This is a genomic window from Herbiconiux sp. A18JL235 (assembly GCF_040939305.1).
Taxonomy (GTDB): Bacteria; Actinomycetota; Actinomycetes; order Actinomycetales; family Microbacteriaceae; genus Herbiconiux.
In genome coordinates, this window is the sequence record NZ_CP162511.1 from 838291 (window position 1) to 864025 (window position 25735).

Annotated in this window: 27 protein-coding genes and 1 tRNA gene; 20 read left to right on the forward strand and 8 right to left on the reverse strand. The window is 68.2% G+C overall.

Annotated features, from left to right (window positions below; translation table 11 throughout):
* Nucleotides 1-68: 68 nt before the first annotated feature.
* Genes ABFY20_RS03870 through ABFY20_RS03880 form a run of 3 tightly spaced genes read right to left on the reverse strand, consistent with a single transcriptional unit; the run spans nt 69 to nt 2953 of the window.
* Nucleotides 69-1265 carry a pyridoxal phosphate-dependent aminotransferase gene (locus tag ABFY20_RS03870; protein ID WP_368498633.1) on the reverse strand — a complete coding sequence of 399 codons (1197 nt, stop codon included), beginning with the start codon at nt 1263-1265 and terminating at the stop codon, nt 69-71.
* A 31-nt stretch (nt 1266-1296) separates the two neighbouring features.
* Nucleotides 1297-1914: a MarC family protein gene (locus tag ABFY20_RS03875; RefSeq protein WP_368498634.1), complete on the reverse strand. Its 618-nt coding sequence runs from the start codon at nt 1912-1914 to the stop codon at nt 1297-1299.
* A gap of 4 nt (nt 1915-1918) precedes the next feature.
* A complete protein-coding gene (locus ABFY20_RS03880) occupies nt 1919-2953 on the reverse strand; it encodes an AI-2E family transporter (RefSeq protein ID WP_368498635.1) in 1035 nt (344 codons plus the stop codon).
* A gap of 150 nt (nt 2954-3103) precedes the next feature.
* Between ABFY20_RS03880 and ABFY20_RS03885 the strand changes: the two genes are divergently transcribed.
* From ABFY20_RS03885 to ABFY20_RS03925, 9 genes are all read left to right on the forward strand, one after another.
* Nucleotides 3104-3176 (forward strand) — tRNA-Trp (locus tag ABFY20_RS03885).
* A 27-nt stretch (nt 3177-3203) separates the two neighbouring features.
* Nucleotides 3204-3476, forward strand: coding sequence for a preprotein translocase subunit SecE (gene secE, locus ABFY20_RS03890; RefSeq protein ID WP_171705950.1), 273 nt, complete (start codon nt 3204-3206; stop codon nt 3474-3476).
* Between the two features lie 68 nt (nt 3477-3544).
* Nucleotides 3545-4396, forward strand: a complete 852-nt coding sequence (gene nusG / locus ABFY20_RS03895; protein WP_368498636.1) for a transcription termination/antitermination protein NusG — start codon at nt 3545-3547, stop codon at nt 4394-4396.
* A gap of 125 nt (nt 4397-4521) precedes the next feature.
* The gene (gene rplK / locus ABFY20_RS03900) at nt 4522-4953 is read left to right on the forward strand and encodes a 50S ribosomal protein L11 (RefSeq protein ID WP_171705948.1); all 432 of its coding nucleotides are present in this window, start codon (nt 4522-4524) and stop codon (nt 4951-4953) included.
* A gap of 13 nt (nt 4954-4966) precedes the next feature.
* A complete protein-coding gene (gene rplA, locus ABFY20_RS03905) occupies nt 4967-5656 on the forward strand; it encodes a 50S ribosomal protein L1 (RefSeq protein ID WP_171705947.1) in 690 nt (229 codons plus the stop codon).
* A 169-nt stretch (nt 5657-5825) separates the two neighbouring features.
* Nucleotides 5826-7130 carry a cell wall-binding repeat-containing protein gene (locus tag ABFY20_RS03910; RefSeq protein ID WP_368498637.1) on the forward strand — a complete coding sequence of 435 codons (1305 nt, stop codon included), beginning with the start codon at nt 5826-5828 and terminating at the stop codon, nt 7128-7130.
* 195 nt (nt 7131-7325) lie between these two features.
* On the forward strand, nt 7326-8612 hold the full coding sequence (locus ABFY20_RS03915) for a cell wall-binding repeat-containing protein (protein WP_368498638.1): 1287 nt from the start codon (nt 7326-7328) through the stop codon (nt 8610-8612).
* Nucleotides 8613-8794: 182 nt separating this feature from the next.
* On the forward strand, nt 8795-9349 hold the full coding sequence (locus ABFY20_RS03920; protein WP_368498639.1) for an N-acetyltransferase family protein: 555 nt from the start codon (nt 8795-8797) through the stop codon (nt 9347-9349).
* A gap of 69 nt (nt 9350-9418) precedes the next feature.
* Nucleotides 9419-10576, forward strand: a complete 1158-nt coding sequence (locus ABFY20_RS03925; RefSeq protein ID WP_368498640.1) for a cell wall-binding repeat-containing protein — start codon at nt 9419-9421, stop codon at nt 10574-10576.
* Nucleotides 10577-10723: 147 nt separating this feature from the next.
* Here ABFY20_RS03925 and ABFY20_RS03930 read toward each other — a convergent pair whose 3' ends face one another.
* Nucleotides 10724-11749 carry an NADP-dependent oxidoreductase gene (locus ABFY20_RS03930; RefSeq protein WP_368498641.1) on the reverse strand — a complete coding sequence of 342 codons (1026 nt, stop codon included), beginning with the start codon at nt 11747-11749 and terminating at the stop codon, nt 10724-10726.
* Between the two features lie 195 nt (nt 11750-11944).
* On the opposite strand from ABFY20_RS03930, the gene ABFY20_RS03935 reads away from it, so the two are divergent.
* On the forward strand, nt 11945-12664 hold the full coding sequence (locus ABFY20_RS03935) for a DUF998 domain-containing protein (protein ID WP_368498642.1): 720 nt from the start codon (nt 11945-11947) through the stop codon (nt 12662-12664).
* 13 nt (nt 12665-12677) lie between these two features.
* On the opposite strand, the gene ABFY20_RS03940 is transcribed toward ABFY20_RS03935, so the two are convergent.
* Nucleotides 12678-13316, reverse strand: a complete 639-nt coding sequence (locus ABFY20_RS03940; protein WP_368499864.1) for a YqaJ viral recombinase family protein — start codon at nt 13314-13316, stop codon at nt 12678-12680.
* Between the two features lie 138 nt (nt 13317-13454).
* Between ABFY20_RS03940 and ABFY20_RS03945 the strand changes: the two genes are divergently transcribed.
* The 5 genes from ABFY20_RS03945 (at nt 13455) to rplL (ending at nt 17123) form a co-directional block, all read left to right on the forward strand.
* Entirely contained in the window at nt 13455-14228 is a 774-nt protein-coding gene (locus ABFY20_RS03945; RefSeq protein WP_368498643.1) for a response regulator transcription factor, read from the forward strand.
* Complete coding sequence (locus ABFY20_RS03950) at nt 14225-15652, forward strand: sensor histidine kinase (protein WP_368498644.1); 1428 nt, start codon at nt 14225-14227, stop codon at nt 15650-15652. Before ABFY20_RS03945 ends, ABFY20_RS03950 begins: the two co-directional genes overlap by 4 nt.
* 70 nt (nt 15653-15722) lie before the next feature.
* A complete protein-coding gene (locus ABFY20_RS03955) occupies nt 15723-15887 on the forward strand; it encodes a hypothetical protein (RefSeq protein WP_171705940.1) in 165 nt (54 codons plus the stop codon).
* Between the two features lie 279 nt (nt 15888-16166).
* The gene (gene rplJ / locus ABFY20_RS03960) at nt 16167-16682 is read left to right on the forward strand and encodes a 50S ribosomal protein L10 (RefSeq protein WP_368498645.1); all 516 of its coding nucleotides are present in this window, start codon (nt 16167-16169) and stop codon (nt 16680-16682) included.
* Between the two features lie 51 nt (nt 16683-16733).
* Entirely contained in the window at nt 16734-17123 is a 390-nt protein-coding gene (gene rplL / locus ABFY20_RS03965) for a 50S ribosomal protein L7/L12 (RefSeq protein WP_171705938.1), read from the forward strand.
* Nucleotides 17124-17195: 72 nt separating this feature from the next.
* Here the strand turns inward: rplL and ABFY20_RS03970 are convergent, their stop codons facing one another.
* Nucleotides 17196-17786, reverse strand: coding sequence for a TetR/AcrR family transcriptional regulator (locus ABFY20_RS03970; protein WP_368498646.1), 591 nt, complete (start codon nt 17784-17786; stop codon nt 17196-17198).
* A 46-nt stretch (nt 17787-17832) separates the two neighbouring features.
* On the opposite strand from ABFY20_RS03970, the gene ABFY20_RS03975 reads away from it, so the two are divergent.
* Nucleotides 17833-18189, forward strand: a complete 357-nt coding sequence (locus ABFY20_RS03975) for a hypothetical protein (RefSeq protein WP_368498647.1) — start codon at nt 17833-17835, stop codon at nt 18187-18189.
* A 46-nt stretch (nt 18190-18235) separates the two neighbouring features.
* Here ABFY20_RS03975 and ABFY20_RS03980 read toward each other — a convergent pair whose 3' ends face one another.
* Complete coding sequence (locus ABFY20_RS03980) at nt 18236-19258, reverse strand: LacI family DNA-binding transcriptional regulator (RefSeq protein ID WP_368498648.1); 1023 nt, start codon at nt 19256-19258, stop codon at nt 18236-18238.
* Nucleotides 19259-19502: 244 nt separating this feature from the next.
* Here ABFY20_RS03980 and ABFY20_RS03985 point away from each other — a divergent pair, with 244 nt between their 5' ends.
* The 4 genes from ABFY20_RS03985 to ABFY20_RS04000 all read left to right on the forward strand — a co-directional run bounded on the left by ABFY20_RS03985 (nt 19503) and on the right by ABFY20_RS04000 (nt 25118).
* A complete protein-coding gene (locus tag ABFY20_RS03985; RefSeq protein WP_368498649.1) occupies nt 19503-20825 on the forward strand; it encodes an ABC transporter substrate-binding protein in 1323 nt (440 codons plus the stop codon).
* A 129-nt stretch (nt 20826-20954) separates the two neighbouring features.
* Complete coding sequence (locus ABFY20_RS03990; RefSeq protein WP_368498650.1) at nt 20955-22085, forward strand: carbohydrate ABC transporter permease; 1131 nt, start codon at nt 20955-20957, stop codon at nt 22083-22085.
* Nucleotides 22082-23065: a carbohydrate ABC transporter permease gene (locus ABFY20_RS03995; RefSeq protein ID WP_368498651.1), complete on the forward strand. Its 984-nt coding sequence runs from the start codon at nt 22082-22084 to the stop codon at nt 23063-23065. Before ABFY20_RS03990 ends, ABFY20_RS03995 begins: the two co-directional genes overlap by 4 nt.
* 169 nt (nt 23066-23234) lie before the next feature.
* Entirely contained in the window at nt 23235-25118 is a 1884-nt protein-coding gene (locus tag ABFY20_RS04000; protein ID WP_368499865.1) for an ABC transporter ATP-binding protein, read from the forward strand.
* 7 nt (nt 25119-25125) lie between these two features.
* Here the strand turns inward: ABFY20_RS04000 and ABFY20_RS04005 are convergent, their stop codons facing one another.
* The gene (locus ABFY20_RS04005; RefSeq protein ID WP_368498652.1) at nt 25126-25662 is read right to left on the reverse strand and encodes a helix-turn-helix domain-containing protein; all 537 of its coding nucleotides are present in this window, start codon (nt 25660-25662) and stop codon (nt 25126-25128) included.
* Nucleotides 25663-25735 lie beyond the last annotated feature (73 nt).

Below are 25735 nucleotides of genomic sequence, written 5' to 3' on the forward strand. Positions count from 1 at the left end.
GTGCCTCCGAGGCGAGACTTTCTCACCGAATACCGCACTGAAGGACGACCGTGCGACCAGGGCTGCGCTCAGGCGAAGAAGCGCTGCAGGCGCGCCACGCCCTCCGCCAGAGCCTCGTCTCCCAGCGCATACGACAGTCGGAGGAACCCGCTCGGTCCGAACGCCTCGCCCGGAACCGTCGCCACCTCGACCTGGTCGAGGATGAGGTCGGCGAGCTCGAGCGAGGTCGTCGGCGTGACCCCGGCCCAGCTGCGTCCGAGCAGTCCGCTCACATCGGGGTAGACGTAGAACGCGCCCTCCGGCAACGGGGTGCGCACACCCTCGATGGCGTTGAGCCCGGCCACGATCTGCTTGCGCCGCCGGTCGTAGGTGTCGCGCATGACCGCGACGGTGTCCTGCGGGCCGGTCAGGGCGGCGATCGCCGCGCGCTGCGACACGTTCGACACGTTCGACGACAGGTGCGACTGCAGGTTCGAGGCGGCCTTGATCGCGTCGGCGGGGCCGACCATCCAGCCCACCCGCCATCCGGTCATCGCGTAGGTCTTCGCGACCCCGTTGACGAGGATGGTGCGGTCGGCGAGTGCGGGGACCGCGTCGACGATCGACACCGCGGTGAGCCCGTCGTAGACGAGGTTCTGGTAGATCTCGTCGCTGACGACCCACAGTCCGTGCTCCTCGGCCCATTCGCCGATCGCCTTGGTCTGCTCGGGCGAGTAGACGGCGCCCGTGGGGTTCGACGGCGAGACGAACAGCAGCACCTTGGTGCGCTCCGTGCGGGCGGCTTCGAGCTGTTCGACGGTGACGAGGTAGTCCTGGTCGCTGCCCGCGAACACCTGCACGGGCACGCCGCCGGCGAGGGCGATGGCCTCGGGGTAGGTGGTCCAGAACGGGGTGGGCACCAGCACCTCGTCGCCCGGGTCGAGCAGGGTCGCGAACGACTGGTAGACGGCCTGCTTGCCGCCGTTCGTGACGATCACCTGCGAGGGCGAGACCTCGACGCCGCTGTCGCGCAGTGTCTTCGCCGCGATCGCCTCGCGGAGCTCCGGCAGCCCGGCGGCCGGGGTGTACCGGTGGTTCCTCGGGTCGTGGACCGCCGCCGCGGCGGCCTCCACGATGTGCTCGGGCGTCGGGAAGTCGGGCTCGCCGGCGGCGTAGGAGACCACGGGTCGGCCGGCGGCCTGGAGGCTCTTGGCCTTCGCGTCGACCTTGAGCGTGGCGGATTCGGCGATGGCGGCGATGCGTGCGGAGATGCGTGGGTGTGTCACGCCCACAAGCCTACTGAACCGGCGCCCGGTACTACTTGGTGAGAACCGGGAAGGCGTCTGTCAGGGCGCCGAGGATCGACTGCACCGCGATGGCGAGCAGCAGCAGCCCGAACACGCGTGTCACGATGCTCATGCCCGTGGGTTTCACGATGCGCGCGACCTGCGGCGCGAAGTAGAGCGCCACGGCGATGACGATGGACACGGCGAGGATCATGAGCACCCCCATCCCGTAGTCGAACAGGCTCGAATAGGTCTCCTGGAAGGTGATGACGAGACTGATCGCGCCAGGCCCCGCGATCACCGGGATGGCGAGGGGAACGACGACGGGCGACTGCTTGTCGCTCACCGTCACGATGTTGCTCTTCGCGGTGAGCATGGCCCAGCCGATGGTCGCCACGAGCAGGTTGCCGGCGATGCGGAACGACGTGAGGTCGATGCCGAACGCCTGCAGCACGAAGCTGCCCGCGATGAGCGAGACCGTGAGCACCGCGAACACGGCGATGCCGACCAGGAGCCCGAGCCGTTTCTGCCGGGCGACATCGAAATCTTTGGTGAGGTTGAGGAAGATCGGCAGGCTGCCGATGGGGTTCGTGATGGTGAGCAGGCCGATCGCGCTCGTGACGAGCGTCGGGGTGCTGATGTCGGTCACGAGGTCACCGTAGTGCCTGCCGGGGCACGACGACCTGCTTGACGATGATCAGGATGCTCGCGACGACCGGCACGGCGATGAGCGCACCGAGCACCCCGAGCAGGGTTCCGCCGACGAGGGCGCCGATGACGACGAGGATGCCGGGCACATCGACCGCCTTGTTCATGATGCGCGGGCTGAACACGTATGCCTCGACCTGCATGTACACGAGGAAGTAGATGCCGATGGCGATGGCCGCGACCGGTGAGACGGTCAGCGCGACGAAGGTGATGAGGATGGCGCTGATGATCGTGCCCACGAGGGGGATGAGCGCCAACAGGAACGCGACGACCGCCAGCGCACCCGCGTAGGGCACCCCGACGACCAGCATGGCGATGAAGCCGAAGACGCCGTTGGTGCCCGCCAGGATGACCTGACCGCTCACGTACTTGCCGATCGACCGCACGATCTGATCGGTGATGGAGACGACCCCCGCCCGCCGCGACGCCGGGACGAGCACGTAGAAGCTGTTCTTCACCGCGTCGAGCGAGCCGAGGAAGAACAGGGTCAGGACGAGCACGAGGATCCCGCCCGAGATGCCGTTGATGAGCGCGACGCCGATCTTCAACACGCCGCCGCCGAGGGCGGCGAGGTTGTTCGGGTCGGAGAGGAAGGTGTTGAGGTCGTCCAGCAGCTTCTTGCCGTCGACCGACGACCCGAAGACCTCGGTGAACCAGCTCTGCTCGGTGACGTTCTTGACCGCAGCGGGGAGGTTCTGCAGCAGTTCCGTGGTCTGGTCGATCACCGCGGGGATGACGAGGAAGAAGACCAGCACGCCGAACGCGATCACCATGGCGAACACGATCACGATCGACCAGCCGCGCGGGATGCGGCGGCGGGTGAGCCAGCGCACCAGCGGATCGAGGCCGAGCGCCAGGAACAGCGAGGCGAGGATGCAGATCACCACCGTCGACAACTGCACGAAGGAGTAGCCGAGCGCGAACGCCAGCAGGCCGCCGAGGGTTGCGACGAACCCGATTCTCAAAGCCCCGCTGCGCATCCGCTGCTCCGTCTCGTACCGCCTTTGCGGTGCTCTGCGATCTGACCTACACTGTCTGTCGGTGGTTGAATCCGCCAAGCTTTTCTATGCCAATTTTTCGGCCCACCTGCTGAATGCGAGCATAGCGAAGCCCCAGGGTTCATCTCGCTTAGGGCGGTGGCTCAATTGGTAGAGCAGCGGTCTCCAAAACCGCAGGTTGCAGGTTCGAGTCCTGTCCGCCCTGCTCCTGTTTGTGAAAGGTACTGACACGGTGGCACGCAAAGTAATCGACGAACCTTCCGAAGACGTCGTCGAGAACGCCAAAAAAGAGCGGGCTGCCAGGCGCAACCCGTTCGCCCGTATCGCCCTTTTCATCCGGCAGGTCTTCACCGAACTGAAGAAGGTCGTCACCCCGACCCGTCGCGAGCTGCTGAGCTACACGCTCGTCGTGCTCGTGTTCGTCGTCATCATGATGGCGATCGTCGTGGGTCTCGACACCCTGTTCGGGTGGCTCGCGGTCGTCGTCTTCGGCGATCCCGCCTGATCGACGCATCCCGACCGAGAGAAGTGGAAACGAATTCCTTGTCTGACGCAAAACCCGATGAAGCCGGCGTGCCCGCCGATCTCGATGCCCTCCTCGAGGCGATCGACGAGGCAGCCGACCCCGAAGCGGATGCTGTGGTCGACGATGCGTTGAACATCGACAGCTTCGACGAGGCGGCCGCCGTTCTCGACGTGCTCGAAGACCCGGAGGCCGCTGACGCCGACAAGCCGATCGATGGTGCTGCCGAAGCTGTCGAGTCGGCGACCGACGGCGCGGGCGACGAAGGCGAGGCGACCGAGGTCGACCCGTACGACGCCTTCCGCGCCGAGCTCCGCACCCTTCCCGGCAAGTGGTACGTCATCCACTCCTACGCCGGCTTCGAGAAGCGCGTGAAGTCGAACATCGAGAGCCGCAAGACCTCGATGGGCATGGAGGACTTCGTCTTCCAGGTCGAGGTTCCGATGGAAGACGTCGTCGAGATCAAGAACGGCCAGCGCAAGCTGGTCACGCGGGTGCGCATCCCCGGCTACGTGCTGGTGCGCATGTTCCTCAACGAGGACAGCTGGTCGGTCGTCCGTCACACCCCCGGCGTCACGGGCTTCGTGGGCAACTCGCACAACCCGACGCCGCTGCGCTTCGAGGAGGCCTTCAACATGCTGAAGAGCCTGGTCGAGGTTCAGGATGCTCCGGCCGCGAAGTCGTCGTCGGCGAAGGGCGGCAAGGCCGCGGCCCGCACCGTCCAGGCCGAGGTCGACTTCGAGATCGGCGAGACCATCACCATCAAGGAGGGCTCGTTCGCCGGGCTCCCCGGTTCGATCAGCGAGATCAAGCCCGAGAGCGGCAAGCTCACCGTGCTCGTCTCCCTGTTCGAGCGCGAGACCCCGGTCGAGCTCTCGTTCGACCAGGTCACGAAGCTGTAGGCGTCACCGCTTTCATCGGCTAAGATATTTCGGTTGCCCTCGCGGGCATCCGTCACACCACTGCGGGGAGAAGCCCCGTGGTGGGAGCGCCGCACGACCGTGCGGTTCGAGAGAGAAGAGAAGATATGGCACCGAAGAAGAAGGTCACAGGTCTGATCAAGCTTCAGATCAACGCCGGCGCCGCCAACCCCGCACCGCCCATCGGTCCGGCGCTTGGTCAGCACGGCGTGAACATCATGGAGTTCTGCAAGGCCTACAACGCTGCGACCGAGTCGCAGCGCGGCAACGTCATCCCGGTCGAGATCACGGTCTACGAAGACCGCTCGTTCACCTTCATCCTGAAGACCCCGCCGGCGGCGGAGCTCATCAAGAAGGCGGCCGGAGTCGCCAAGGGCTCCTCCACCCCGCACACCGTCAAGGTCGCCAAGCTCACTCGTGAGCAGGTGCGCCAGATCGCCGAGCAGAAGCAGGCCGACCTGAACGCCAACGACGTCGAAGCAGCAGAGAAGATCATCGCCGGTACCGCCCGTTCCATGGGCATCACGGTCGAGGCATAAGGAGGAGGCTGACATGGCACAGAAGTCGAAGGCCTACCGCGCCGCGGCCGAGAAGATCGAAGCCGGCAAGTACTACACGCCCACCGAGGCCGTCTCGCTCGCTCGCGAGACCGGCTCGTCGAAGTTCGACAGCACGGTCGAGGTCGCGCTGAAACTGGGCGTCGACCCCCGCAAGGCCGACCAGATGGTTCGTGGAACCGTCATCCTGCCCCACGGCACCGGCAAGACCGCGCGCGTCATCGTGTTCGCGACCGGCCCGGCGGCCGAAGCCGCCATCGCGGCGGGTGCCGACGAGGTCGGCGGCGACGAGCTCATCGAGAAGGTCGCCGGTGGCTACACCGCGTTCGACTCGGCGGTCTCCACCCCCGAGCTCATGGGCAAGGTCGGTCGTCTCGGAAAGGTGCTCGGCCCGCGCGGCCTCATGCCCAACCCGAAGACCGGCACCGTCACCCCTGATGTGGCCAAGGCCGTGAACGACATCAAGGGCGGCAAGATCGAGTTCCGCGTCGACAAGCACGCCAACGTGCACTTCGTCGTGGGCAAGGCCGGCTTCTCGGAGGAGCAGCTGAACGACAACATCAAGGCAGCCCTCGAAGAGGTCGTGCGCCTCAAGCCGAGCGCCTCGAAGGGTCGTTACATCCAGAAGGGCGCCGTGTCGACCACCTTCGGTCCCGGCATCCCGCTCGATGTGAACGCCATCTAGTTCGCACCGTTCGATCAGGAAGGGCTCGCCTCGCGGCGGGCCCTTCTTGCGTTGACCCGGATAGGAGTGCGGGATGCGCGCAATGAGTAGGGATTGCTCATAACAACGCCGGGACCGGCGGTCAGACGATGGAGGGTACCCATCCCTTCACCCAGAAAGCGACCCCGTCTTGACCGACCGCATCACCTCACGACTCTCTCTCGCGAGCGGGGCCCTCGGGCTCGCGCTCGTCGCGGGCGCCTTGCTCGCCGCTCCGGCCACCGCGGCGCCCCTCCCGGCCGAGGCTGCCGCGCCTAACCCCTACAACCCCACCTGCCCCCAGGCGCGTGCGAACGTGGGCATCGACCTCGTCGCCTCACCGGCGCTCACCCCGAACGACGAAGACGCCACCGTCACGATCTCGGCGGGTTCGCTCCCGGCCGGCGTCGTCCTCACCGGCAGCCCCCGAGGTGCCGCCTACGCCTTCTCCGGTAAGCCCTCGATGGCCGGCACGTCGAGCTTCACCGTCAAGGCCGTGTTCGAAGACGCGCCCCCGAAGACGGTCGACTGCACGATGGTCGTCGGCGAGCTGCCCGCGCCGATCCGCATCGCGGGCACCGACCGCTACGACCAGGCGGCGCGGGTCTCCGCGTCGATCTTCTCGGAGGCCGAGACGGTCTACGTGGCAAGCGGCGAGAAGTTCGCCGACGCGCTCAGTGCCAGCTCGGTGGCCGGTGTGCACGGCGCGCCCCTTCTTCTCACCCAGGCGGGCGCCCTTCCGGCGAGCACAGCGACCGAGCTCGAGCGGCTCGCGCCCGACGACGTCGTAGTCGTGGGCGGAGCGCTGACCATCGGCGACTCTGTGCTCCGTGAACTGGAGGAGGTGTCGTCGCACCCCACCGTGACTCGCATCGGCGGCGTCGATCGTTACGACGGCTCGCGAAAGCTGATCGCCGACGCGACCTTCGGCGTGCCCAGCAGCCCGATGGCGTACCTCGCCGACGGGCGCAACTTCCCGGATGCTCTGGCGGCGTCTCCCGCGGCCATCACGACGAACGCTCCGGTGCTCCTCGTCGACGGGTCGAAGAACGCGCTGACCCAGGATGAGATCGCGACGCTCAACGATGCGGGCGTGGCCGACATCCGCATCGCGGGTGGCACGAACTCGGTGAGCGCGGGCATCGAGTCGTCGCTCGTGCCTGCCTTCACCTCGAAGAGGGTGAGCGGCGTGAACCGGTATGAGGGTGCGGTCGCGGTGAACCAGGCGTTCGCCACGGCGCGAGTCGCGTTCCTCGCAAGCGGCGAGCTGTTCCCTGACGCGCTGAGCGCGGGCCCCGCGGCGGGCCACACCGGCAACCCGATCTACCTGGTACAGAAGAGCTGCGTTCCGGTGAGCGTGCTCGACGACATCGAGCGCATCGGGGCGACGGAGATCCTCGTCCTCGGGGGCACCAATACCGTCAGTGCGGAGGTCGCAGCCCTGAAGCCCTGCTGATCGGTCTCTTCGTCAGCGTGCACCCAGCGCGCCGGTCCCCGGGCCGGCGCGCTTTCGCATGCCGAGGGGGTGACTCCTGCACAGGCAGGAGTTTGTTCACAGGAGCTGGGTACTCAGAACGCCTCGCGGGCGGTGGCCCGCACAGTGGGCGTGCGGGCCACCGCCCGCTCATCCTCGACAGAAAGTGAACTCTCCGTGGCTCCTTCCTCCGCTACCCCTCGACGCCCCCGGGGCGCCGTCATCGCTCTCTCGGCGCTGGCGGCGCTGACTCTCCCTGTGCTGGTCCCGGCCGCGGCGCACGCCGAGCTCCCGGGTCCGCTGTGCCCTCAGCAGCAGGCGCTGAGGGGAGTGGCGCTCCAGCCGTCCCCGGCGGTGTCTGAGGCAGACCCGCACGCCGCCGCGTCGATCTCCGCAGGGTCGCTTCCCGCTGGAGTCGTGCTCGCGCCCGATGCTCCGGGCTCGTACGCGTTCTCGGGCATTCCCTCGGCCGAGGGCGACTTCAGCTTCACCGTGAGACTCGCACGCACCGATGTCCCGCCTGCGACGATCGACTGCACGGTCTCCGTGTCGGCTGCTCCCGCGATCAGCCGCATCCAGGGATCGGATCGTTACGACCAGGCGGCCCGGGTCTCGAAGGCGTCGTTCTCGTCGTCGGAGCTGATCTATCTCGCGAACGGCGAGAAGTTCCCCGACGCACTGAGCGCCGGCTCCGTCGCCGGTGTGCACGGAGCTCCCCTGCTGCTCACGCAGACGGGAAGTCTGCCGACACAGACGAAGACCGAGATCGCGCGCCTCCACCCGAAGAACGTCGTCGTGGTGGGTGGTCCGCTCTCGGTGGCACAGAGCGTGATCGATGGCATCGGCCGAGATTTCCCCGGCACCACGGTCACGCGAGTGGCCGGCGCCGATCGGTACTCGGGCTCCCGCGCCCTCATCACCCACCCGGTGTTCGGTGTTCCCCACTCGGCCGACATCTACCTCGCGACGGGAGCCGGGTTCCCTGATGCGCTGGCCGCCTCTCCCGCAGCCATCACGAAGAACGCGCCCGTGCTGCTGATCGACGGTGCGAAGTCGACCCTCAGTGCCGAGGAGTACGGCGTGCTCGCATCGCTCAGCGTGACGGGCATCCGGATCGCGGGCGGAACGTCGTCGATCTCGACGTCGATCGAGTCGACGCTCTGGGGTGGTCCCTGGACGGTGGAGCGGCAGAGCGGGCGCGATCGCTACGAGGGTTCGGTGGCGCTGAATCAGGTGTTCACGGCCGCCCCGACGGTCTACCTCGCGAGCGGTACGAACTTTCCCGATGCCCTGAGCGGGGGGCCGGCGGCGGGTCACGGCAGCTCGCCGATCTACCTGGTGCAGAACGATTGCGTACCGCCCTCGGTGTTGCGTGACATCGCCAGGGTGAAAGCGAAGAAGGTGGTGGTGCTCGGCGGTCTCGGCACCCTCGGCAAGGGCGTCGACGCTCTGCGGAGCTGCTGACGCACGTGGGGGGCGGGCGTCGTTCTCGCCCGCCCCCACGACGCAGCAGCCCGGCCCGGCCCGGCCGTGCACCATTCGCTCGGCTGGGCGAGACCGGGGCAGGCATGACAGGAAATGCCCGGGTTCTGCAAGTCGCCGCGCGCTGGCGATCGATGGCCGCGGCGGCGGGATAGGTTGACTCCATGGTGACACGGGTACGGCGGGCGAGGCCTGAGGATGCGGGGATCGTCGCGGCGGTCGCCGCGGAGACCTTCGAGCTCGCCTGCCCTCCCGGCACGGCTCGGGAGGCGATCGCCACGTTCGTCGCTACCCAGCTCTCGGAGGAGCGCTTCAGCAGCTACCTCAGGTCGCCCGAACGCACGATTCTCCTGGCCGACGTGAACGGCGAGATCGCGGGCTACACGATGCTGGTGGGTGGAGAGCCGACCGATCCCGCTGTCGCTGCAGCGGTGTCCACCCGCCCCACCGTCGAGCTGAGCAAATGCTACGTGCGCGACTCGTTCCACGGCCACGGGGTGGCGACGGCGCTCATGAGCGCCTCGCTCGAGGCGGCGGCCGGGCTCGGTGCGGTGAGCGTGTGGCTTGGCGTCAACCAGCGCAACGAACGCGCCATCCGTTTCTACGAGAAGAGCGGATTCGTGCGGGTGGGCACGAAGACCTTCCTCGTCGGCGACGAACTCCACGACGACTTCGTGCTCGAGCAGCAGCTCGAGGGTGCGCCACCACCGTCGGAGTAGCAACTCCTCGGCCGGGGCTCGGGTTCATCGCTGCGACAGTGAGTGATTCCGATGAAAGCGAGTCCCTTGATGAACGACGACCCTCTCCACCGCCGCCGGGGCGAACGCGCCCTCCGGCAGCCGCACCCGGAGCGCTGCGTGAACCCGGTGCGCGGGGCGAGCACGGCCACGCTCGTCGTCACGCTCGCGGCCGTGCTCTCGCCCATGCTGGCCTCGCTCCCCGTGTCGGCGCCGGCAGGGGCCTCGGTCGTGGCGGCGGCGGCGCACGGACGATCGCCGGAGGTCGTTTCGGCCGCGGGCGAGGCGACAGCGAGAAGGGTGGCAGTGGAGCGGATCGCGGGAGCCGACCGGTACGAGCAGTCGGCGCTGGTGTCGGCGCGAGCGTTCCCCCGCGCAGAGCTGGTATATCTGGCGTCGGGTGAGAAATTCGCCGACGCGCTCGGGGCGGCGTCGATCGCGGCGATCCATCGGGCGCCGCTCCTGCTGGTGCAGGCCGGCAGGCTCCCCGCGAGTGTGGCGGCCGAACTCGGCCGGCTAACTCCGAGCAGCGTCGTGCTGGTCGGCGGTGCGGCCTCGGTGAGCGACGACGTGCTGATCGAGGTGTCGAGGGTCGCCGTGGGCGCGACGGTCTCGCGCATCGATGGTGCCGACCGCTACGAGGTCTCACGCCGGCTGCTCGCCGACGACATTGCCGGTGCGCCGACGGCCCCGCGACTCACGCTCGCCTCCGGTCGTGACTTTCCCGATGCGCTGTCATCGGCGTCGGCTGCCGCGCGTCTCCAGGCACCTGTCGTGCTCGTCGACGGGGTCGCGCCACTGTCGCCACCCGAACGCGCCGTGTTCGAGGCGCCTCGGGTCACATCGCTCACCATCGTCGGAGGACCGGCATCGGTGAGCGTGGAGGTCGAGCGGGCACTGGCCTCACCGGCCCGCTCGACGACCAGGCTGGCGGGCGCCAACCGCTACGAGACCTCGGCCGTCGTGAACCGAGCCGCATACCCCGCTGCGGCCACGGTCTTCCTGGCGAGCGGGGCGGGCTTCGCCGACGCGCTGAGCGGCGGGCCGGTGGCGGCGACTGCTGCGGCTCCCCTCTACGTCGTGCGCCCCGATTGCGTTCCCCGCCCGGTGCTCGACGAACTCATCCGCCTGAACCCCACACGCATCGTCGTGCTCGGCGGCCTCGGCACCCTCTCCTCCGCCGTCTCCGCACTCACACCCTGCCCATGATCCCCGCTGTGCCCTGGGCCGCCCACGTTGTGCGGGAGGCGCCCCGCTGTGCCCTGTGCCCCGCTGCGCACCAAGCGTCCGCTTCGCTCATCCCGCACGCCGCAGCGGCGCCCGCCGTGCGGCCCAATGCCCGCCTGCGCCGCGACATCAGAAGGGGAGCGACCCCACTTGCAGCACCAGCTTGCCCCGCGTGTGGCCGGCCTCGATCGCCCGGTGAGCCTCGGCGGCGCGATCGAGCGGGAAGACCTCGTCGACGTGAACCCGCACGTCGCCCGAATCGATCAGTCTGCCGATCACAGCGAGTGCCGACGCGTCGGGCGACACCTTGTACGTGGTCGACCGCACCCCGGCGGCCGCCGCCTCGCCGGCGAACCCGGGCCAGCTGCCGGTCGGCACGTTCACGATCAGTCCGCCCGGTCGCAGCACCTTCAGCGACCGCGAGCCGGTCTCGGCGGCGACGTTGCCCACGAGGTCGATCACCACATCGACGTCCCCCACCTGGTCTTCGAACCGCGCCGCCTCGTAGTCGACGACCGTCGACGCGCCGAGCTCGCGCAGCCAGCCCTGGTTGCGTGCAGCGCCGGTCGCTGTCACGCGCGCGCCGAAGTACGCAGCCAGCTGCACGGCGAAGTGGCCGACTCCTCCTGCGCCGGCGTGGATGAGCATCCGCTGCCCCTCGTGCGCCTTGGCGACGTCGACCACGACGCCCCAGGCGGTGAGCGCGGCCGACGGCACCGCCGCGGCCTCGAGGAGCGAGAGCGAACCGGGCTTGCGCGTCACCTGCAGGCTCGGCACCGAGACGTACTCCGCGTACGAGCCGGTTCCGCGCGGTGTCGAGGTGATGCCGAACACCTCGTCTCCCGGCCGCAGCGGGTGCCCCTCGAAGGGAGTCTCGATCACCACACCCGAGAAGTCGTAACCCAGCACGAACGGAAACGACGACACCGCCGCCGCGACACCTGCGCCTCCGCGCGTCTTCGCGTCGATGGGGTTCACCCCCGCCGCCGCCACCTTGACGAGCACCTCCGAGTTCACGCGCACGGGCACCGGCACCTCGGCGACCCCGAGCACCGAGGCGTCGCCGAAGCCGTCGATCACGGCGGCACTCATCGTGCTGCGGCGTGTGAGCGTCGTACTCGTCGTGCCCGTCGATCCACTCCACTGCTCGGTCATGCTGTGCCTTCCGTCGTCCTCGATCACGCAAGAAGAGGGCTCGGGCTACCCGCGGCTCTGCGCAGCCTTCTCGGCTGTGTTCCACGCTAGGTGCCGAATGATTCACCGGTGTTACCAACACGTCACTGGGGTGCAAACAAGCGCCCCGCGTCGTAACATTCAGTGACCTAGCGCCCGGAGACCGAGAGAGAGCGGATGCGCAGAACCACCCTCCTCCCCGTTCCCGACCTCGTCGCAGCAGGTCTCCTGGCGCTCGCCGCCGCCATGGCGGCCACAGGTCTCGCTCTCATCTGGGTGGCACGGTTCGGCGCCGACCGCTTCCTCTACGTGAGTGAGATGGGTGCGCCCGAGGAACCGACGGCCGGCATCTTCCAGGTGGCCATGGTGCTGGTGTCGCTCGCGGCGCTGGTCGTCGCGCTGGTCGCGCCGCGCCTCGACCCCTCGGTGCGCCGGCTCGCCGTCGTGCCCTCGAGCCTCGTGCTCGGCGTCGCCGCCATCTGCTTCGGCATCGCCTCGCAGGTCACCTGCACGCAATACTGCCCGCTCCCCGTGGGCGACCGCTTCACCTGGCAAGACCTCATCCACACCAGCTGCGCGGTGATCGGGTTCGCCGCCGCCGCGTTCGTGATGCTTCAGGCGGCGGTCGACCGGCGACTGGCACGTCTGGCACGGTTCTCGCTCGTCGCCGCGGTCGTCGTCGCGGTGATCGCCGGGCTCGGCGGCCTGCTGTCACTGCTGCGCTTCGCGACCGAGCTCGGCGGTGTGCTCGAATTGATCGCCACCACAGTCGCCCTCGGCTGGTTGGTCGGTCTCGCTGCCTTCCAGGCGGTCGACCGTGCCGCCGCAGCTCGCGCCCCCGACGTCACGGTTCCCGAGCCGAACCTCACCACCGCGACCGAGTCGTCACCGGTCTGAAGTGCAGCCGGGGTCAGCGGGCCCGGCGCTCGCCGCGTTCCCCGCGCATCCAGGCCAGGAGTTCGTCGGCGCGCCGCACCAGCAGCTCGATCTCCGACTCGTCGCGATCGACCCACTGGCAGCGCGGCTCGGCGGCGACCGGAACGAAGTCGCGGTGCTGCTCCCAGACGACGAGGGTGCGCTCCGCTCCGAGCACGTACTGCTGCCACCACACCTGGCGCAGGTAGCCGCGGGGAATGCGCGACCACGGCTTCGAGGTCGTCTTGATCTCGGCGAGGAAGAGGGTGCCGTCGCCGTCGAGACGCAGACCGTCGGGGGTCGCGAGGTGCCGGCGCTCGCGGGCCGCGTGGAACAGGGCGACGCTCGGCTCGATGCCGTGCTCGCGCAGCACCCAGGCCGCGATCTCGGGCTCACGCTCGCGACCGTGCTGCGTGAACACGTTCCCGGTGAAGCCGGTGCCGTGGAACTTCTCCCACGCCACCGAGCGCACCGCGGCGTCGCTCGAGAGCCGCGCCGCGTCGGTGGCGGTGACACCTCGACTGCGTGCACGGAGCCAGGCGACCCGGTCGCTCGACTCGGCGACCACCCGGGCGAGGTGCGGCGGGGGCGGGGGCGCGACATCGATCTCGTCTTCCCATGGGAAGGAGAGCATGAGATCGGTCACCGCTCCATTCTCACCTGCGCCGCCGACACCCTCGTCACCCACGCCGCGCATCCGTGCTCCACGATTCTCAGACGCGTCTGTGTCGGCTCATAGACTCCTCATAGCCGACTGCCAATACTGGGAGTTGTGACTCTCGACGGCTCCCTCCTCTCAGGCTCCGGCAACTCCTCCCAGGCGGCCAAGCAGCCACGGCTGCGCCGCGCCGACGGCTCGCCGGTGCGGGCGCTCGTCGTCGACGACGAGAACACGCTCACCGACCTGCTGTCGATGGCGCTGCGCTACGAGGGCTGGGAGGTGAAGACGGCGAGCGAGGGCCGTCAGGCGATCACCATCGCGCGCGAGTTCCGGCCCGACGTGATCGTGCTCGACGTGATGCTGCCCGACATCGACGGCCTGCAGGTGCTCAACCGGGTGCGCGGCGACGGGCAGGAGACCCCCGTGCTCTTCCTCACGGCGAAAGACGCCCTCGACGACCGCATCGCAGGGCTCACGGCGGGTGGCGACGACTACGTCACCAAGCCGTTCAGCCTCGAGGAGCTGGTCGCGCGCCTGCGCGGGCTCATCCGTCGTTCCACTCTCGTCGTGGCCGACGCCGACGACCCGATCGTCATGGTCGGCGACCTCGAGCTGAACGAAGACAGCCACGAGGTCTTCCGCGACGGCGACCCGATCGAGCTCACCGCCACCGAGTTCGAGCTGCTGCGCTATCTCATGCGCAACCCGAGGCGTGTGCTGAGCAAGGCGCAGATCCTCGACCGGGTGTGGAGCTACGACTTCGGCGGCAAGTCGAGCGTCGTCGAGATCTACATCTCCTATCTGCGCAAGAAGGTCGACGCCGGCCGCACCCCCATGATCCACACGGTGCGCGGTGCCGGGTACATGCTGAAGCCGGCGCTGTGACGCTGCGCCGCACGCTCATCCTGAGTGTGCTCGGACTCATCGCCCTCGCGGGCGTCATCATCGGCGTCGTCAGCACGGTCGCTCTGAACGGCTTTCTCGTGAGCCGTCTCGACGACCAGCTGCGCGAAGCGTCGAACCGCACGATCGGCGCGCTCACCGGGGCTCAGGGCCCTGGTCCGCAGGGTGGCCTCACCCTCGGCCAGGCAGCGGGAACCATGGTGGCGCTCGTCGCCGGCGGCGAGGCGACGCAGGGCTTCGTGCTCGACGAGAGCGGCGAGGCGCTGGCGCTCACCACCGCCGAGCTGTCGGCGCTCGACGGGCTCACGGCCTCCCGCGAGCCGATCACGGTCGCCATCGACGACCTCGGCGCCTACCGCGTCGAGTCGCAGGTCATCACGAGCGACGGGGCGGTCATCGTGACGGGCCTGCCGCTCTCCGACGTCACGAGCACGCTCTCGCAGCAGATCGTCACCATCGTCGCCGTCACGGTCGGTGCCATGGCCATCGCGGGGGTGGCGGGGCTTGTCGTCACGAGGCTTGCGCTGCGCCCGCTCGACCGGGTCACCGCGACGGCGACCCGCGTCGCCGAACTGCCGCTCGACCGCGGCGAGGTCGCCCTGGCCGAGCGCGTGCCGAATCCCGACCCCCGCTCGGAGGTGGGGCGGGTGGGTCTCGCCTTCAACCGGATGCTCGAACACGTCGCCGAGGCCCTCACCTCCAGACAGCGCAGCGAGAACAAGGTGCGGCAGTTCGTCGCCGACGCGAGCCACGAGCTGCGCACGCCGCTGGCCTCGATCCGCGGATACGCGGAGCTGACCCGCCGCACGGCGCCGGAGCTGCCCCAGGAGGTGTCGCACTCGCTCGGCCGCATCGAGTCGGAGGCGACGCGCATGACCACGCTCGTCGAAGACCTCCTGCTGCTCGCGAGGCTCGACGCCAAGCCGGAGCTCGCCCTCGACGAGGTCGACCTCTCGCTCGTGCTGGTCGATGTCGTGAGCGACGCCCACGTCGCGGGCCCCGACCACCACTGGGAGCTGGACCTGCCCGAAGAGCCCGTCTCGGTGTCGGGAGACGCGCTCCGCCTTCACCAGGTGTTCGCCAACCTGCTCGCCAACGCGCGGGTGCACACACCGGCCGGCACGACGGTGCGGGTGGGTGTCACCGAGACCGCCGACCCCGAGGGGCGCAGGCTCGCCGTGGTGACGATCGCCGACGACGGGCCGGGCATCGAGCAGTCGCTCCTGCCCACCCTGTTCGAACGCTTCGTGCGCGGAGACTCGTCGCGCTCGCGGCACGCCGGCAGCACCGGACTGGGGCTCGCCATCGTGAAGGCCGTCGTCGACGCCCACGGCGGCGAGGTCGCCGTCACCAGCCGGCCGGGGGAGACGGTGTTCGCCGTCGCGCTGCCGCTCGTCGTCACCTGACGAAGGGGCTTGTTGTCAAGCCCCTTTGGTGCGAATCCGCTGACCCCTGAACGGGGGTACGGTCGCCAGCATGAACATCCTGCTCATCATCATCGCCGTGATCGCCATCGTCCTGCTGTTCACGGGCGGATTCGTGTCGTCCCTGAACTTCCTGCTCTGGGTCGGCCTCATCCTCCTGGTGTTCGCTGTCATCGTCTTCCTCGTGCGGATGATCAGCGGCAACCGCAGGGTCTAGCCGCTTCCCACCCGACCAGACGACCCGCGCATCCTGCGATTTGCACCGGATGCGCGGGTCGTCTATTCTTGTCGAGGCCAAAGACCGCCGGTCGTCTGTGTTCGCACAGGCCTAAAGTTCGCGAGAGCGAAGACCTGCGCAGGTGTACGAAGCAAGAACCGCAGCATCCGTGCTGTTCTCCGAGCTCCGGCCCCTGTGCCGGAGCTTTTTCCGTTCTTCCGAGAACTGCGAGCGCTCAGGTAGTCGTCCCGGCCGACACTATCGATTACTAGGAGCGCCATGGCGAACAAGGAAGCCTCGGTTGCCGAGCTCACGGAACTCTTCCAGAGCTCGACCGCCGTTCTGCTGACCGAGTACCGCGGTCTCTCGGTCGCGCAGCTCAAGCAGCTGCGCGGAAGCATCCGTGAGCACGCGTCATACGCCGTGGTGAAGAACACGCTGACCAAGATCGCGGCGAACAACGCCGGCATCTCGTCGTTCGACGACGAACTCGCCGGTCCTTCCGCTATCGCCTTCGTCCACGGTGACCCCGTGGCCGTCGCCAAGTCGCTGCGTGACTTCGCCAAGGCAAACCCTCTTCTCATCGTGAAGGGCGGTTACTTCGACGGTAACCCCCTGAGCGCCGAAGAGGTCACCAAGCTCGCCGACCTCGAATCCCGTGAAGTTCTGCTGGCGAAGCTCGCCGGTGCCTTCAAGGCCTCGCTGTTCGGTGCCGCCTATCTCTTCAACGCCCCGCTGTCGAAGGCCGTTCGCACGGTCGATGCGCTGCGTGAGAAGCAGGAGTCCGCTTCCTGAGCTCACGCTCGGGTCAGCGGTTGAAGTAACTACCACAACAAGGAGAACATCATGGCAAAGCTTTCCACCGAGGAACTGCTTGAGGCTTTCAAGGAGCTCACGCTCATCGAGCTGAGCGAGTTCGTCAAGGCGTTCGAGGAGACCTTCGAGGTCACCGCCGCCGCCCCCGTCGCCGTTGCCGGCCCCGCCGCTGCCGGCGGTGGCGCTGCTGCTGAAGAGGTTGAGGAGAAGGACTCCTTCGACGTCATCCTCGAGGCTGCCGGCGAGAAGAAGATCCAGGTCATCAAGGAGGTGCGCGCACTCACCAGCCTCGGCCTCGGTGAGGCGAAGGCACTCGTCGACGGCGCTCCCAAGGCCGTCCTCGAGGGCGCCAACAAGGAGACCGCCGAGAAGGCCAAGGCTCAGCTCGAAGAGGCCGGCGCGACCGTCACCCTCAAGTAGTTCCGAGACGCACAGCGTCTCAGCTACCATTCACCGGATGCCCCGAACCGCGAGGTTCGGGGCATCCGTGCGTTAGCGGCCGTCGCCGGGGGAGAAGCCGAGCAGGGTAAGGGCTTCACCTGCCTGCCTTCCGGCCTCGGCGCGGTCGGGTGCGCCGTCGAGGCCGAGCAGCCGCCGGCGGTGCGTGTCGCCGAGCAGCAGCGAGTAGAGGGCACGCACCTGGGCCGGCCGCGCATCCTGCGCGAAGCTCGAGAGCAGGTCGATCGAGTGCCGCGGCCCCGCATCATAGAATTCGGCGGCGAGCTGCGGGGCGTGTGCCGCCTCGGTGAGCACCGCACGGTGGAGAGCGACCGCGGTATCGGCGTGCAGCACGTGCACGATCTCGGTGCAGAGTGCGAGGAGTGTCACCGGATGCGCGGCGGCCTCGCGCAGGCGGTCGTGCTCTCGTGAGACCGCGGCGGCGAAGATCGCCTGCTTGTCGCCGTAGTCGGCGTAGAGCGTGCGTTTGGTGACGCCAGCGCCGGCGGCGATCTCATCGAGGCTGGAGCGGGCGAGCCCGCGGGCCGCGAACTGCGCCACGGCGGAGTCCAGGATGCGCTGGTGGCGGAGCAATCGCTCTTCAGCGGTGGGGCGGCCCCTCTTCGGCGCGGGATTCTCGGTCATGGAGTAATGATACGGTGAAGTGTCATTACAGCCAGGGAGGATCACCATGACCACCGTCGTTCACGTCGCCATCGCCGACGACTGGGAGGCCGCCGCGAACATCGGCGAGTACGGGGTCTCCACGCGCGGGGTCAGCGTCGACGAGGCGGGGTACGTGGCCGCTGTCGGGCCCGCCGGGGTTCAGGGGGTGCTCGACGCGCGGTACGGCGACATCCGCTTCGCCGTGGTGGTCGTGCTGCTCGATCGAGAGGCGCTCGAGGCGGGTGGGGTCGTCGTGCGCGCCGACGAGCGGGGCGGGTTCGCGATCGAGGGTGCGATCCCGCTCGGCGGCGCCGAGGTTCTGCGCGTGGTGCCGGTCGAACGGATCGGCGGGCGACTCAGGGCACCGAGCGTCCTCGACTGAGCGTGCGGCCCGTGCCGTGCACCCGTGCCGACGTGGCACGGGCGGGCTAGGCGCGGGGGCGAGGCGGGGCGGTCGAGGAGCGCATGACGAGGCGCACGGGGAGGACGGTGTGGTTCACCGGGGGAGCCCAGCCGGGCTGCTCGAGCTGGCGGATGACCCAGTCGACGGCTTGCTCGCCCTGCAGGTCGGGGCGCTGCTCGATCGAGGTGAGTCCGAACAGCTCGGCGAGCGGGTGGTTGTCGATGCCGATGACCGAGAGGTCGTCCGGCACCGAGATGCCGAGCTCGCGGGCGGCGAGGATGACCCCGATCGCCACCTCGTCGGAGGCGGCGAAGATGGCGGTCGGTCTCCGACGCGGGTCGCCGAGGATCTGCTTGCCCACCCGGTAGCCGCCGGGGATGTCGAACGGCGTGGCGGCGTACGACGACTCGTCGTAGCGGATGCCCGCCTTGGTGAGCGCCTCCATGTAGCCCTTCAGGCGCTTGGAGTGCACGTGGAAGTCCATCTGCTCGTCGATGTCGCCGCCCACGTGCATGATGTCGCGGTGACCGAGCAGCAGCAGGTGCTCGGTCGCGAGGCGCGCCGCCTCCACGTCGTCGATGCTGAGCGTGGGGATGCCCTCGAGCGGCCCGCCGATGCCGGCGATGGGCTTGCCGAGGGCCAGGAGCCGCTGCGTCTCGGCGGAGGTGATCTCGAGCGTCACCGCGATCACCGCGTCGACGCGCTTGCGCACCAGGAAGTACTCGAACACCCGGGAGCGCTCCTCGACGGTCTTCGTGACGTTGTAGAGCATCAGGTCGTAGCCGCGGTCCAGGAGCGCCCGCTCGACGCCCTCGAGGATGTTCGCGAAGAACCACTGGCTGATCATGGGGATGATGACGCCCACGTTGTTGGTGCGGCCGGTGACGAGGCTCGAGGCGCTCGACGAGACCACGTAGCCGAGACTCGACGCCGCAGCTTCGACGCGCAGACGGGTGTCTGCCGACACGTAGCCGCGGCCGCTCAGGGCGCGCGACACCGTCGCCTTCGACACCCCGGCGAGACTCGCCACGTCTTCGATGCCTGACACGTTCGACCTCCTCGTCTGCAAACGCTTCCAGAATCATAGAGCCTGCTGAGGCGATTGTGGAACGGCAGTTGCAGATCGTGCCGTGGACAGGTTATCGTGAGAGCGCTCTCTGCAACCAAATTGTTATGTTCCGGATCCGCCGTGATTCGGGTTGTGATTTGCCGAGAGTTATGGAAAGGTTTCCCTACACACGCCCACCGAAGGCACCACAACGGGGGCGTCCCACACTCAATGAGGAGGAGAAATGCGGTCACTTCTGCACCGCCGCGTCACAGCACCCATCGCAATCGCGACGGGACTCGGGCTCGCACTCGTGGGTTGCTCCGGCGGCGCCGGTGGCGGCGCCGGGGGCAACAGCGCGGGTGAAGCCGACGGCGTGGTCACCGTCTACGGCACCATCGCCGACACCGAAGCCGAGCTTCTCGAGCAGTCCTGGGCGGACTGGGAGAAAGAGAACAACATCGACATCCAGTACGAGTCGTCGAAGGAGTTCGAGAGCCAGATCGGCATCCGCGCCCAGGGTGGCAACCCGCCCGACCTCGCGATCTTCCCGCAGCCAGGCCTGCTGGCCGACCTCGCTTCGCGCGGCTTCATCCAGAAGGCCCCCGAGGGTGTCGAGAAGAACGTCGACGAGTACTGGTCGGAGGACTGGAAGGCCTACGGCACGGTCGACGACACCTTCTACGGCGCTCCGCTGATGGCGAGCGTCAAGGGCTTCGTCTGGTACTCCCCGAAGCAGTTCGCCGACAACGGCTGGGAGGTGCCCGGCACCTACCAGGAGATGCTCGACCTCACCGCCAAGATGCAGCAGACCCTCGGCACGCAGCCCTGGTGCGCGGGCTTCGGCTCGGGCGACGCCACCGGCTGGCCGGGCACCGACTGGGTCGAAGACCTGGTGCTGCGCCAGTCGGGCCCCGAGGTCTACGACCAGTGGGTGAAGAACGAGGTGAAGTTCACCGACCCCGCGATCTCCGACGCCTTCACCTCGGTCGGCGACATCCTGCTCGACCCGAACTACGTCAACGCCGGCTACGGCGACGTGAAGTCGATCAACAGCACCGAGTTCGGTGACGTGGCGACCGGCATGGCGCAGGGCACCTGCTCGCTCACCCACCAGGCCTCGTTCTTCGACGGCTTCCTCACCGACGCCGGCGCGACCGTCGGCCCCGACGCCGACATCTGGGCCTTCGTGACCCCGCCGGTCACCGAGGGCGACACCGCCGTCACCGGTGGTGGCGAGATCGTCGGCGCGTTCTCGAACGACGCCGACACCGTCAAGGTGCAGGAGTACCTCTCGAGCCCCGAGTGGGCGAACAGCCGCGTCGCTCTCGGTGGTGTCATCTCCGCGAACAAGGGTCTCGACCCGGCCAACGCGCAGAGCCCCATCCTGCAGCAGGCCATCGAGATCCTGCAGGACCCGAACACCACGTTCCGGTTCGACGCCAGTGACCTGATGCCCGGTGCCGTCGGTGCCGGAACCTTCTGGAAGGGAATGGTCGACTGGATCAACGGCACCCCGCAGGACGAGGTGCTCACGCAGATCGAGGCGGGCTGGCCCACCGAGTAATCGGGCCACCGCTGCGCCGAGGCCGTCCGGAGTAGTTCGGACGGCCTCGGTGCACCCCGGTGTACGGTGTCAGCACGGCGCAACAGCGTCGGGCCTGTCGCAGTTCAGAGTCGCACTCGAAAGGTTGTCATGTCAGAGTTCCTGCTCTGGGTGGGGGGACTTCCGCCGCTCGCCCAGATCCCCATCGTGGTCATCGCCTTCGCGGCCGTGATCGCCCTGGTGCTGTTCTTCATCGAGATCGCGCCGCGCACCGGGCGCAAGTACACCGTCATCCGTCTCGCGGTCTGCATCATCGCGCCGTTCCTGGCGCTGGTGCTCATCGGGTCGGTGTGGTGGGCGGCGCTCATCGCCGCAGCGCTCGGCCTTCTGTTCTTCTGGCTCGACAAGCGCTCCAAGCAGGGCGCGGGCTACCTGTTCCAGCTGTTCGGCTTCCTCGCCCCCGCCGTCATCCTCCTCCTCGTGGGTCTCATCTACCCGACGGTGAAGACGGCGATCGACTCGCTGTTCTCGAGCCGCGGCAACTTCGTCGGTCTCGACAACTTCGTCTGGGTGCTCACCAGCCCGGCGAACCTCAGGGTCATCCTCAACACCATCATCTGGGTGCTCGTGGTGCCGGCGGCCTCGACGATCTTCGGTCTCGCGTACGCGGTCTTCATCGACAAGAGCCGCGGTGAGAAGTTCTTCAAGATCCTCGTGTTCATGCCGATGGCGATCTCCTTCGTGGGCGCTTCGATCATCTGGCGCTTCGTCTACACCTACCGGCCCGACGACCAGAACCAGATCGGTCTGCTCAACCAGGTCGTGGTGTGGCTCGGCGGCGATCCGCAGCAGTGGCTCGCGAACTCGCCCTGGAACACCTTCTTCCTCATCGTGGTGCTCATCTGGATCCAGACCGGATTCGCGATGGTCGTGCTCTCCGCGGCCATCAAGGGCGTGCCCACCGAGCAGCTCGAAGCGGCGGAACTCGACGGAACCAACGCCTGGCAGAGGTTCATCAACGTCACCGTGCCGGGCATCCGCTCGTCTCTCATCGTCGTCATCACGACGATCTCCATCGCCTCCCTCAAGGTCTTCGACATCGTGCGCACGATGACCGCGGGCGCGAACGACACCAGCGTGCTGGCGAACGAGATGTACACCCAGTTCAAGAACTTCGAGTACGGCCGGTCGGCGGCCTTCGCCGTCATCCTGTTCATCCTGGTGATGCCGATCGTCATCTACAACGCCAGGCAGATCAAGAAGCAGAGGGAGATCCGATGAGCGCCGTGCAGCCGATCGACCTGCCGGTCGATCCCACCACCGAGAAGCAGCTCCGCCGCGGCGAGAAGGCCATCGAACGTCAGGAGGGCACGGCGCGCCGCACCAAGCGACGGCTCACCAGCCGCTGGGCGACGGTCGCCGCGCTCATCATCGCGGTGCTCTGGACGATCCCCACGTTCGGCCTCTTCATCTCCTCGTTCCGCGAGCGCAACGACATCCAGACCACGGGCTGGTGGACGATCTTCGAGAACTGGGGCTTCACGATCGACAACTACGCGGAGGTGCTCCAGTCGGGCAACTCCTCGGTGACGATCGCCTCCTCGTTCGTGAACTCCATCGCCATCACGATCCCGGCGACGCTCATCCCGCTCGTCATCGCCTCGCTGGCCGCCTACGCCTTCGCGTGGATCGACTTCAAGGGCAAGGACTGGCTGTTCATCGGCGTCTTCGCGCTGCAGATCGTTCCCATCCAGATGGCGCTGGTGCCGCTTCTGTCGCTGTTCTCGCGCGGTGTCGCGGTGGGCGACGACTGGATCTTCTCGGGCATCCCGTCGAACGGGACGTTCTCGCAGGTGTGGATCGCGCACACGATCTTCGCCCTGCCGCTGGCGATCTTCCTGCTCCACAACTTCGTGTCGGAGATCCCGCGCGAGGTCATCGAGGCGGCGCGGGTCGACGGTGCGGGCCACGGGCAGATCTTCTTCCGCATCATCCTGCCGCTGACCATGCCGGCACTGGCGTCGTTCGCGATCTTCCAGTTCCTCTGGGTGTGGAACGACCTGCTGGTCGCGCTCATCTTCGCCGACGGCGCGGTGGCTCCGATCACGAAGCTGCTGGCCGAGATCACGGGCTCCCGCGGTCAGGACTGGTACCTGCTCACGGCGGGCGCGTTCGTGGCCATCGTGGTTCCGCTCATCGTGTTCTTCGCGCTGCAGCGGTTCTTCGTGCGCGGCCTGCTCGCCGGCTCGACGAAGGGGTAGCGCGGGTTTCGGGTTCAGAAACGCAAACGTCGCAGGGTCCGGCTTCCTCAGGAGCTCTTACCCTGCGACGTTTGCGTTTTCGAACGGCGTTTCGCCGTGGGAGGAACGCGACGGGGGCGTCGGTGGTGCGGCGTAGGGTGAGCCCATGAGCGGCATGGGTGGTGGGCGGATGAGCGCGGTCGCCGCCGCGGGCGGGGCAGGGAGGCCGAGGGGCGGTCCGGGCGGCGGCGGGCGGGTGTCGTCGAGCGACGCCAGGGCTCAGCGCGCTGCCAACGCCGAAGCGCCCAAGGTGCCGCACCTGCTGCGCCGCATCTCCGAGCTCTTCACCCCGTACAAGGGGCAGCTGATCGTCACGGGTGTGCTGGTGCTCATCGGCGCGGCGCTCACGGTGGTCCCGCCGCTTCTCACCGAGCAGGCCTTCGACCTCGGGCTCTTCCCCGCCTCGGGCACCCCCGACATCCCGGTGCTGTTCGAACTCGTGGGGCTCATGGTGCTCATCTGGGTGCTCGGCGCCGCCCTCGGCGTCTGGCAGACCTACCTCACCGCGAAGGTGGGCAACCGGGTGATGGGCGACCTGCGCATCCGGCTGTTCTCGCACCTGCAGCGCATGGAGCTGGCGTTCTTCACCCGCACGAAGACGGGCATCATCCAGTCGCGTCTGCAGAACGACGTGGGCGGGGTGGCGAACGTGCTCACCAACACGGTGTCGAGCGTGCTCGGCAACACCGTCACGGTGATCGCGGCGCTCGTGGCGATGCTGCTGCTCAGCTGGCAGCTCACGCTGGTGGCCGCGGTGCTCATGCCGCTGCTCGTCTCGGTGCAGCGGCGGGTGGGTCAGGTGCGGGCGCGCATCGCCTCCGAGACCCAGGAGTCGCTGAGCGACATGACCGCCATCACGCAGGAGACGCTCAGCGTGTCGGGCATCCTGCTCGCCAAGAGCTTCAACCGGCAGGGCGCCGAGGTGGCCCGCTACAGCGACGAGAACGACAACCAGATCGCGTTGCAGGTGCGGCAGCAGATGAGCGGCCAGTGGTTCTTCGCCATCGTGCAGATCGTGCTCTCGATCGTGCCCGCGGTGGTGTACCTCGCGGCCGGGTACCTCATCGCCGGCGGCGTCGACATCACGGCGGGCACCATCGTGGCGTTCTCCACCGTGCAGGCACGGCTCATGTGGCCCCTGCTCGGGCTCATGCGCGTGGGGCTCGACCTGCAGACCTCGGGCGCTCTGTTCGCGCGCATCTTCGAGTACCTCGATCTCAATCCCGCCATCGTCGATGCTCCGGATGCGGTGGCGCTGCCGGCGTCGCGCTCCGCCGGCCGGGTCGAGTTCGCGCACGTGGGCTTCGTCTACCCCGATGGCGACCCCGAGCATCCCACGCTCGACGACGTGTCGTTCGTGGTGGAGCCCGGGCAGTTCGCCGCCTTCGTCGGCCCGTCGGGAGCGGGCAAGACCACGGTGTCGTACCTCGTGCCGCGCCTGTACGAGGCGACGAGCGGGGCGGTGCTCGTCGACGGGCACGACGTACGGGCGCTCCGGCATGAGTCGCTCGTCGACCGGCTCGGCATCGTCTCGCAGGAGACCTATCTCTTCCACGCCACCATCGCCGAGAACCTGCGCTACGCCAAGCCCGACGCCACCCAGGCCGAGCTCGAAGACGCGGCGAGGCGTGCCAACATCCATGAGCGCGTCATGAGCTTCCCGCTCGGCTACGACACCGTGGTGGGGGAGCGCGGCTACCGCCTCTCCGGTGGCGAGAAGCAGCGCATCGCGATCGCCCGCGTGCTGCTCAAAGACCCGGCGGTGCTCATCCTCGACGAGGCGACCAGCGCACTCGACTCCATCTCGGAACGCGTGGTGCAAGACGCTCTCGACACGGCTGCGCGCGGCCGCACGACCATCGCCATAGCCCACCGGCTCTCGACGGTGGTGGGCGCCGACGTCATCTTCGTCGTCGACGATGGTCGCATCGTGGAATCGGGCACGCATTCCGAGCTGGTCGCGCGCGGGGGCGCCTACGTGGCGCTCCTGGCGCAGCAGCTCACCGCCGATTGAACCGCAGCTACGGCGACGGCGGGGTGACCGAGATGACGACCTGCACGGAGGCTTCGGTCTCGTTGAGGTAGCGATGCGGCTCGCGGGAGTCGAAGGTGATCGACTCGCCGGCCTTCACCGTGAAGCGTTGCGCCCCGACCTCGACCGAGAGCACGCCCTCGATGACGTAGGCGCACTCGGTCGAGGGGTGTGCCCAGGGCTGCGCAGAACTCGACGCGCCCGGCGGGATCTCGGCCCGGAGCACCTCCAGGTCGCCGCGACCCGGGGTGAGGCGGTCGTAGGTGTACCCTGACTCTCCGACCGTGAGCTGGTGCCGGCTGCCGGGTCGGCTCACGTGCACGAGCGGCGCATCCGGATCGCTGAAGAGTGTGGCGATCGAAGCCTCGAACACGTTGGCGAGGGTGCGCAGCGAGCCCAGACTGGGGTCGGCCGTGCCGCTCTCGATCTGACTGAGCATGCTCACCGACAAGCCCGTGCGCTGAGACAGCTCCTTGAGTGTCAGGCCCCGACCTGTGCGGAGGGCCTTCAGCCGTTCTCCGAGCACATCGCTCCCTTCCTGCGGTGCCGGAGCGAGCCGCGTGCTCCCCGGGCGTGAGCGGCGTGTTGCGCCCAGACCG

Coding starts and splice junctions, on each gene's coding strand:
- ABFY20_RS03880 (WP_368498635.1), bottom strand. CDS start 2,953: ATGCGCAGCGGGGCTTTGAGAATCGGGTTCGTCGCAACCCTCGGCGGC.
- rplK (WP_171705948.1), top strand. CDS start 4,522: ATGGCACCGAAGAAGAAGGTCACAGGTCTGATCAAGCTTCAGATCAAC.
- rplA (WP_171705947.1), top strand. CDS start 4,967: ATGGCACAGAAGTCGAAGGCCTACCGCGCCGCGGCCGAGAAGATCGAA.
- ABFY20_RS03920 (WP_368498639.1), top strand. CDS start 8,795: ATGGTGACACGGGTACGGCGGGCGAGGCCTGAGGATGCGGGGATCGTC.
- ABFY20_RS03925 (WP_368498640.1), top strand. CDS start 9,419: ATGAACGACGACCCTCTCCACCGCCGCCGGGGCGAACGCGCCCTCCGG.
- ABFY20_RS03930 (WP_368498641.1), bottom strand. CDS start 11,749: ATGACCGAGCAGTGGAGTGGATCGACGGGCACGACGAGTACGACGCTC.
- ABFY20_RS03935 (WP_368498642.1), top strand. CDS start 11,945: ATGCGCAGAACCACCCTCCTCCCCGTTCCCGACCTCGTCGCAGCAGGT.
- ABFY20_RS03940 (WP_368499864.1), bottom strand. CDS start 13,316: ATGCTCTCCTTCCCATGGGAAGACGAGATCGATGTCGCGCCCCCGCCC.
- ABFY20_RS03955 (WP_171705940.1), top strand. CDS start 15,723: ATGAACATCCTGCTCATCATCATCGCCGTGATCGCCATCGTCCTGCTG.
- rplJ (WP_368498645.1), top strand. CDS start 16,167: ATGGCGAACAAGGAAGCCTCGGTTGCCGAGCTCACGGAACTCTTCCAG.
- rplL (WP_171705938.1), top strand. CDS start 16,734: ATGGCAAAGCTTTCCACCGAGGAACTGCTTGAGGCTTTCAAGGAGCTC.
- ABFY20_RS03970 (WP_368498646.1), bottom strand. CDS start 17,786: ATGACCGAGAATCCCGCGCCGAAGAGGGGCCGCCCCACCGCTGAAGAG.
- ABFY20_RS03975 (WP_368498647.1), top strand. CDS start 17,833: ATGACCACCGTCGTTCACGTCGCCATCGCCGACGACTGGGAGGCCGCC.
- ABFY20_RS03985 (WP_368498649.1), top strand. CDS start 19,503: ATGCGGTCACTTCTGCACCGCCGCGTCACAGCACCCATCGCAATCGCG.
- ABFY20_RS03990 (WP_368498650.1), top strand. CDS start 20,955: ATGTCAGAGTTCCTGCTCTGGGTGGGGGGACTTCCGCCGCTCGCCCAG.
- ABFY20_RS03995 (WP_368498651.1), top strand. CDS start 22,082: ATGAGCGCCGTGCAGCCGATCGACCTGCCGGTCGATCCCACCACCGAG.
- ABFY20_RS04000 (WP_368499865.1), top strand. CDS start 23,235: ATGAGCGCGGTCGCCGCCGCGGGCGGGGCAGGGAGGCCGAGGGGCGGT.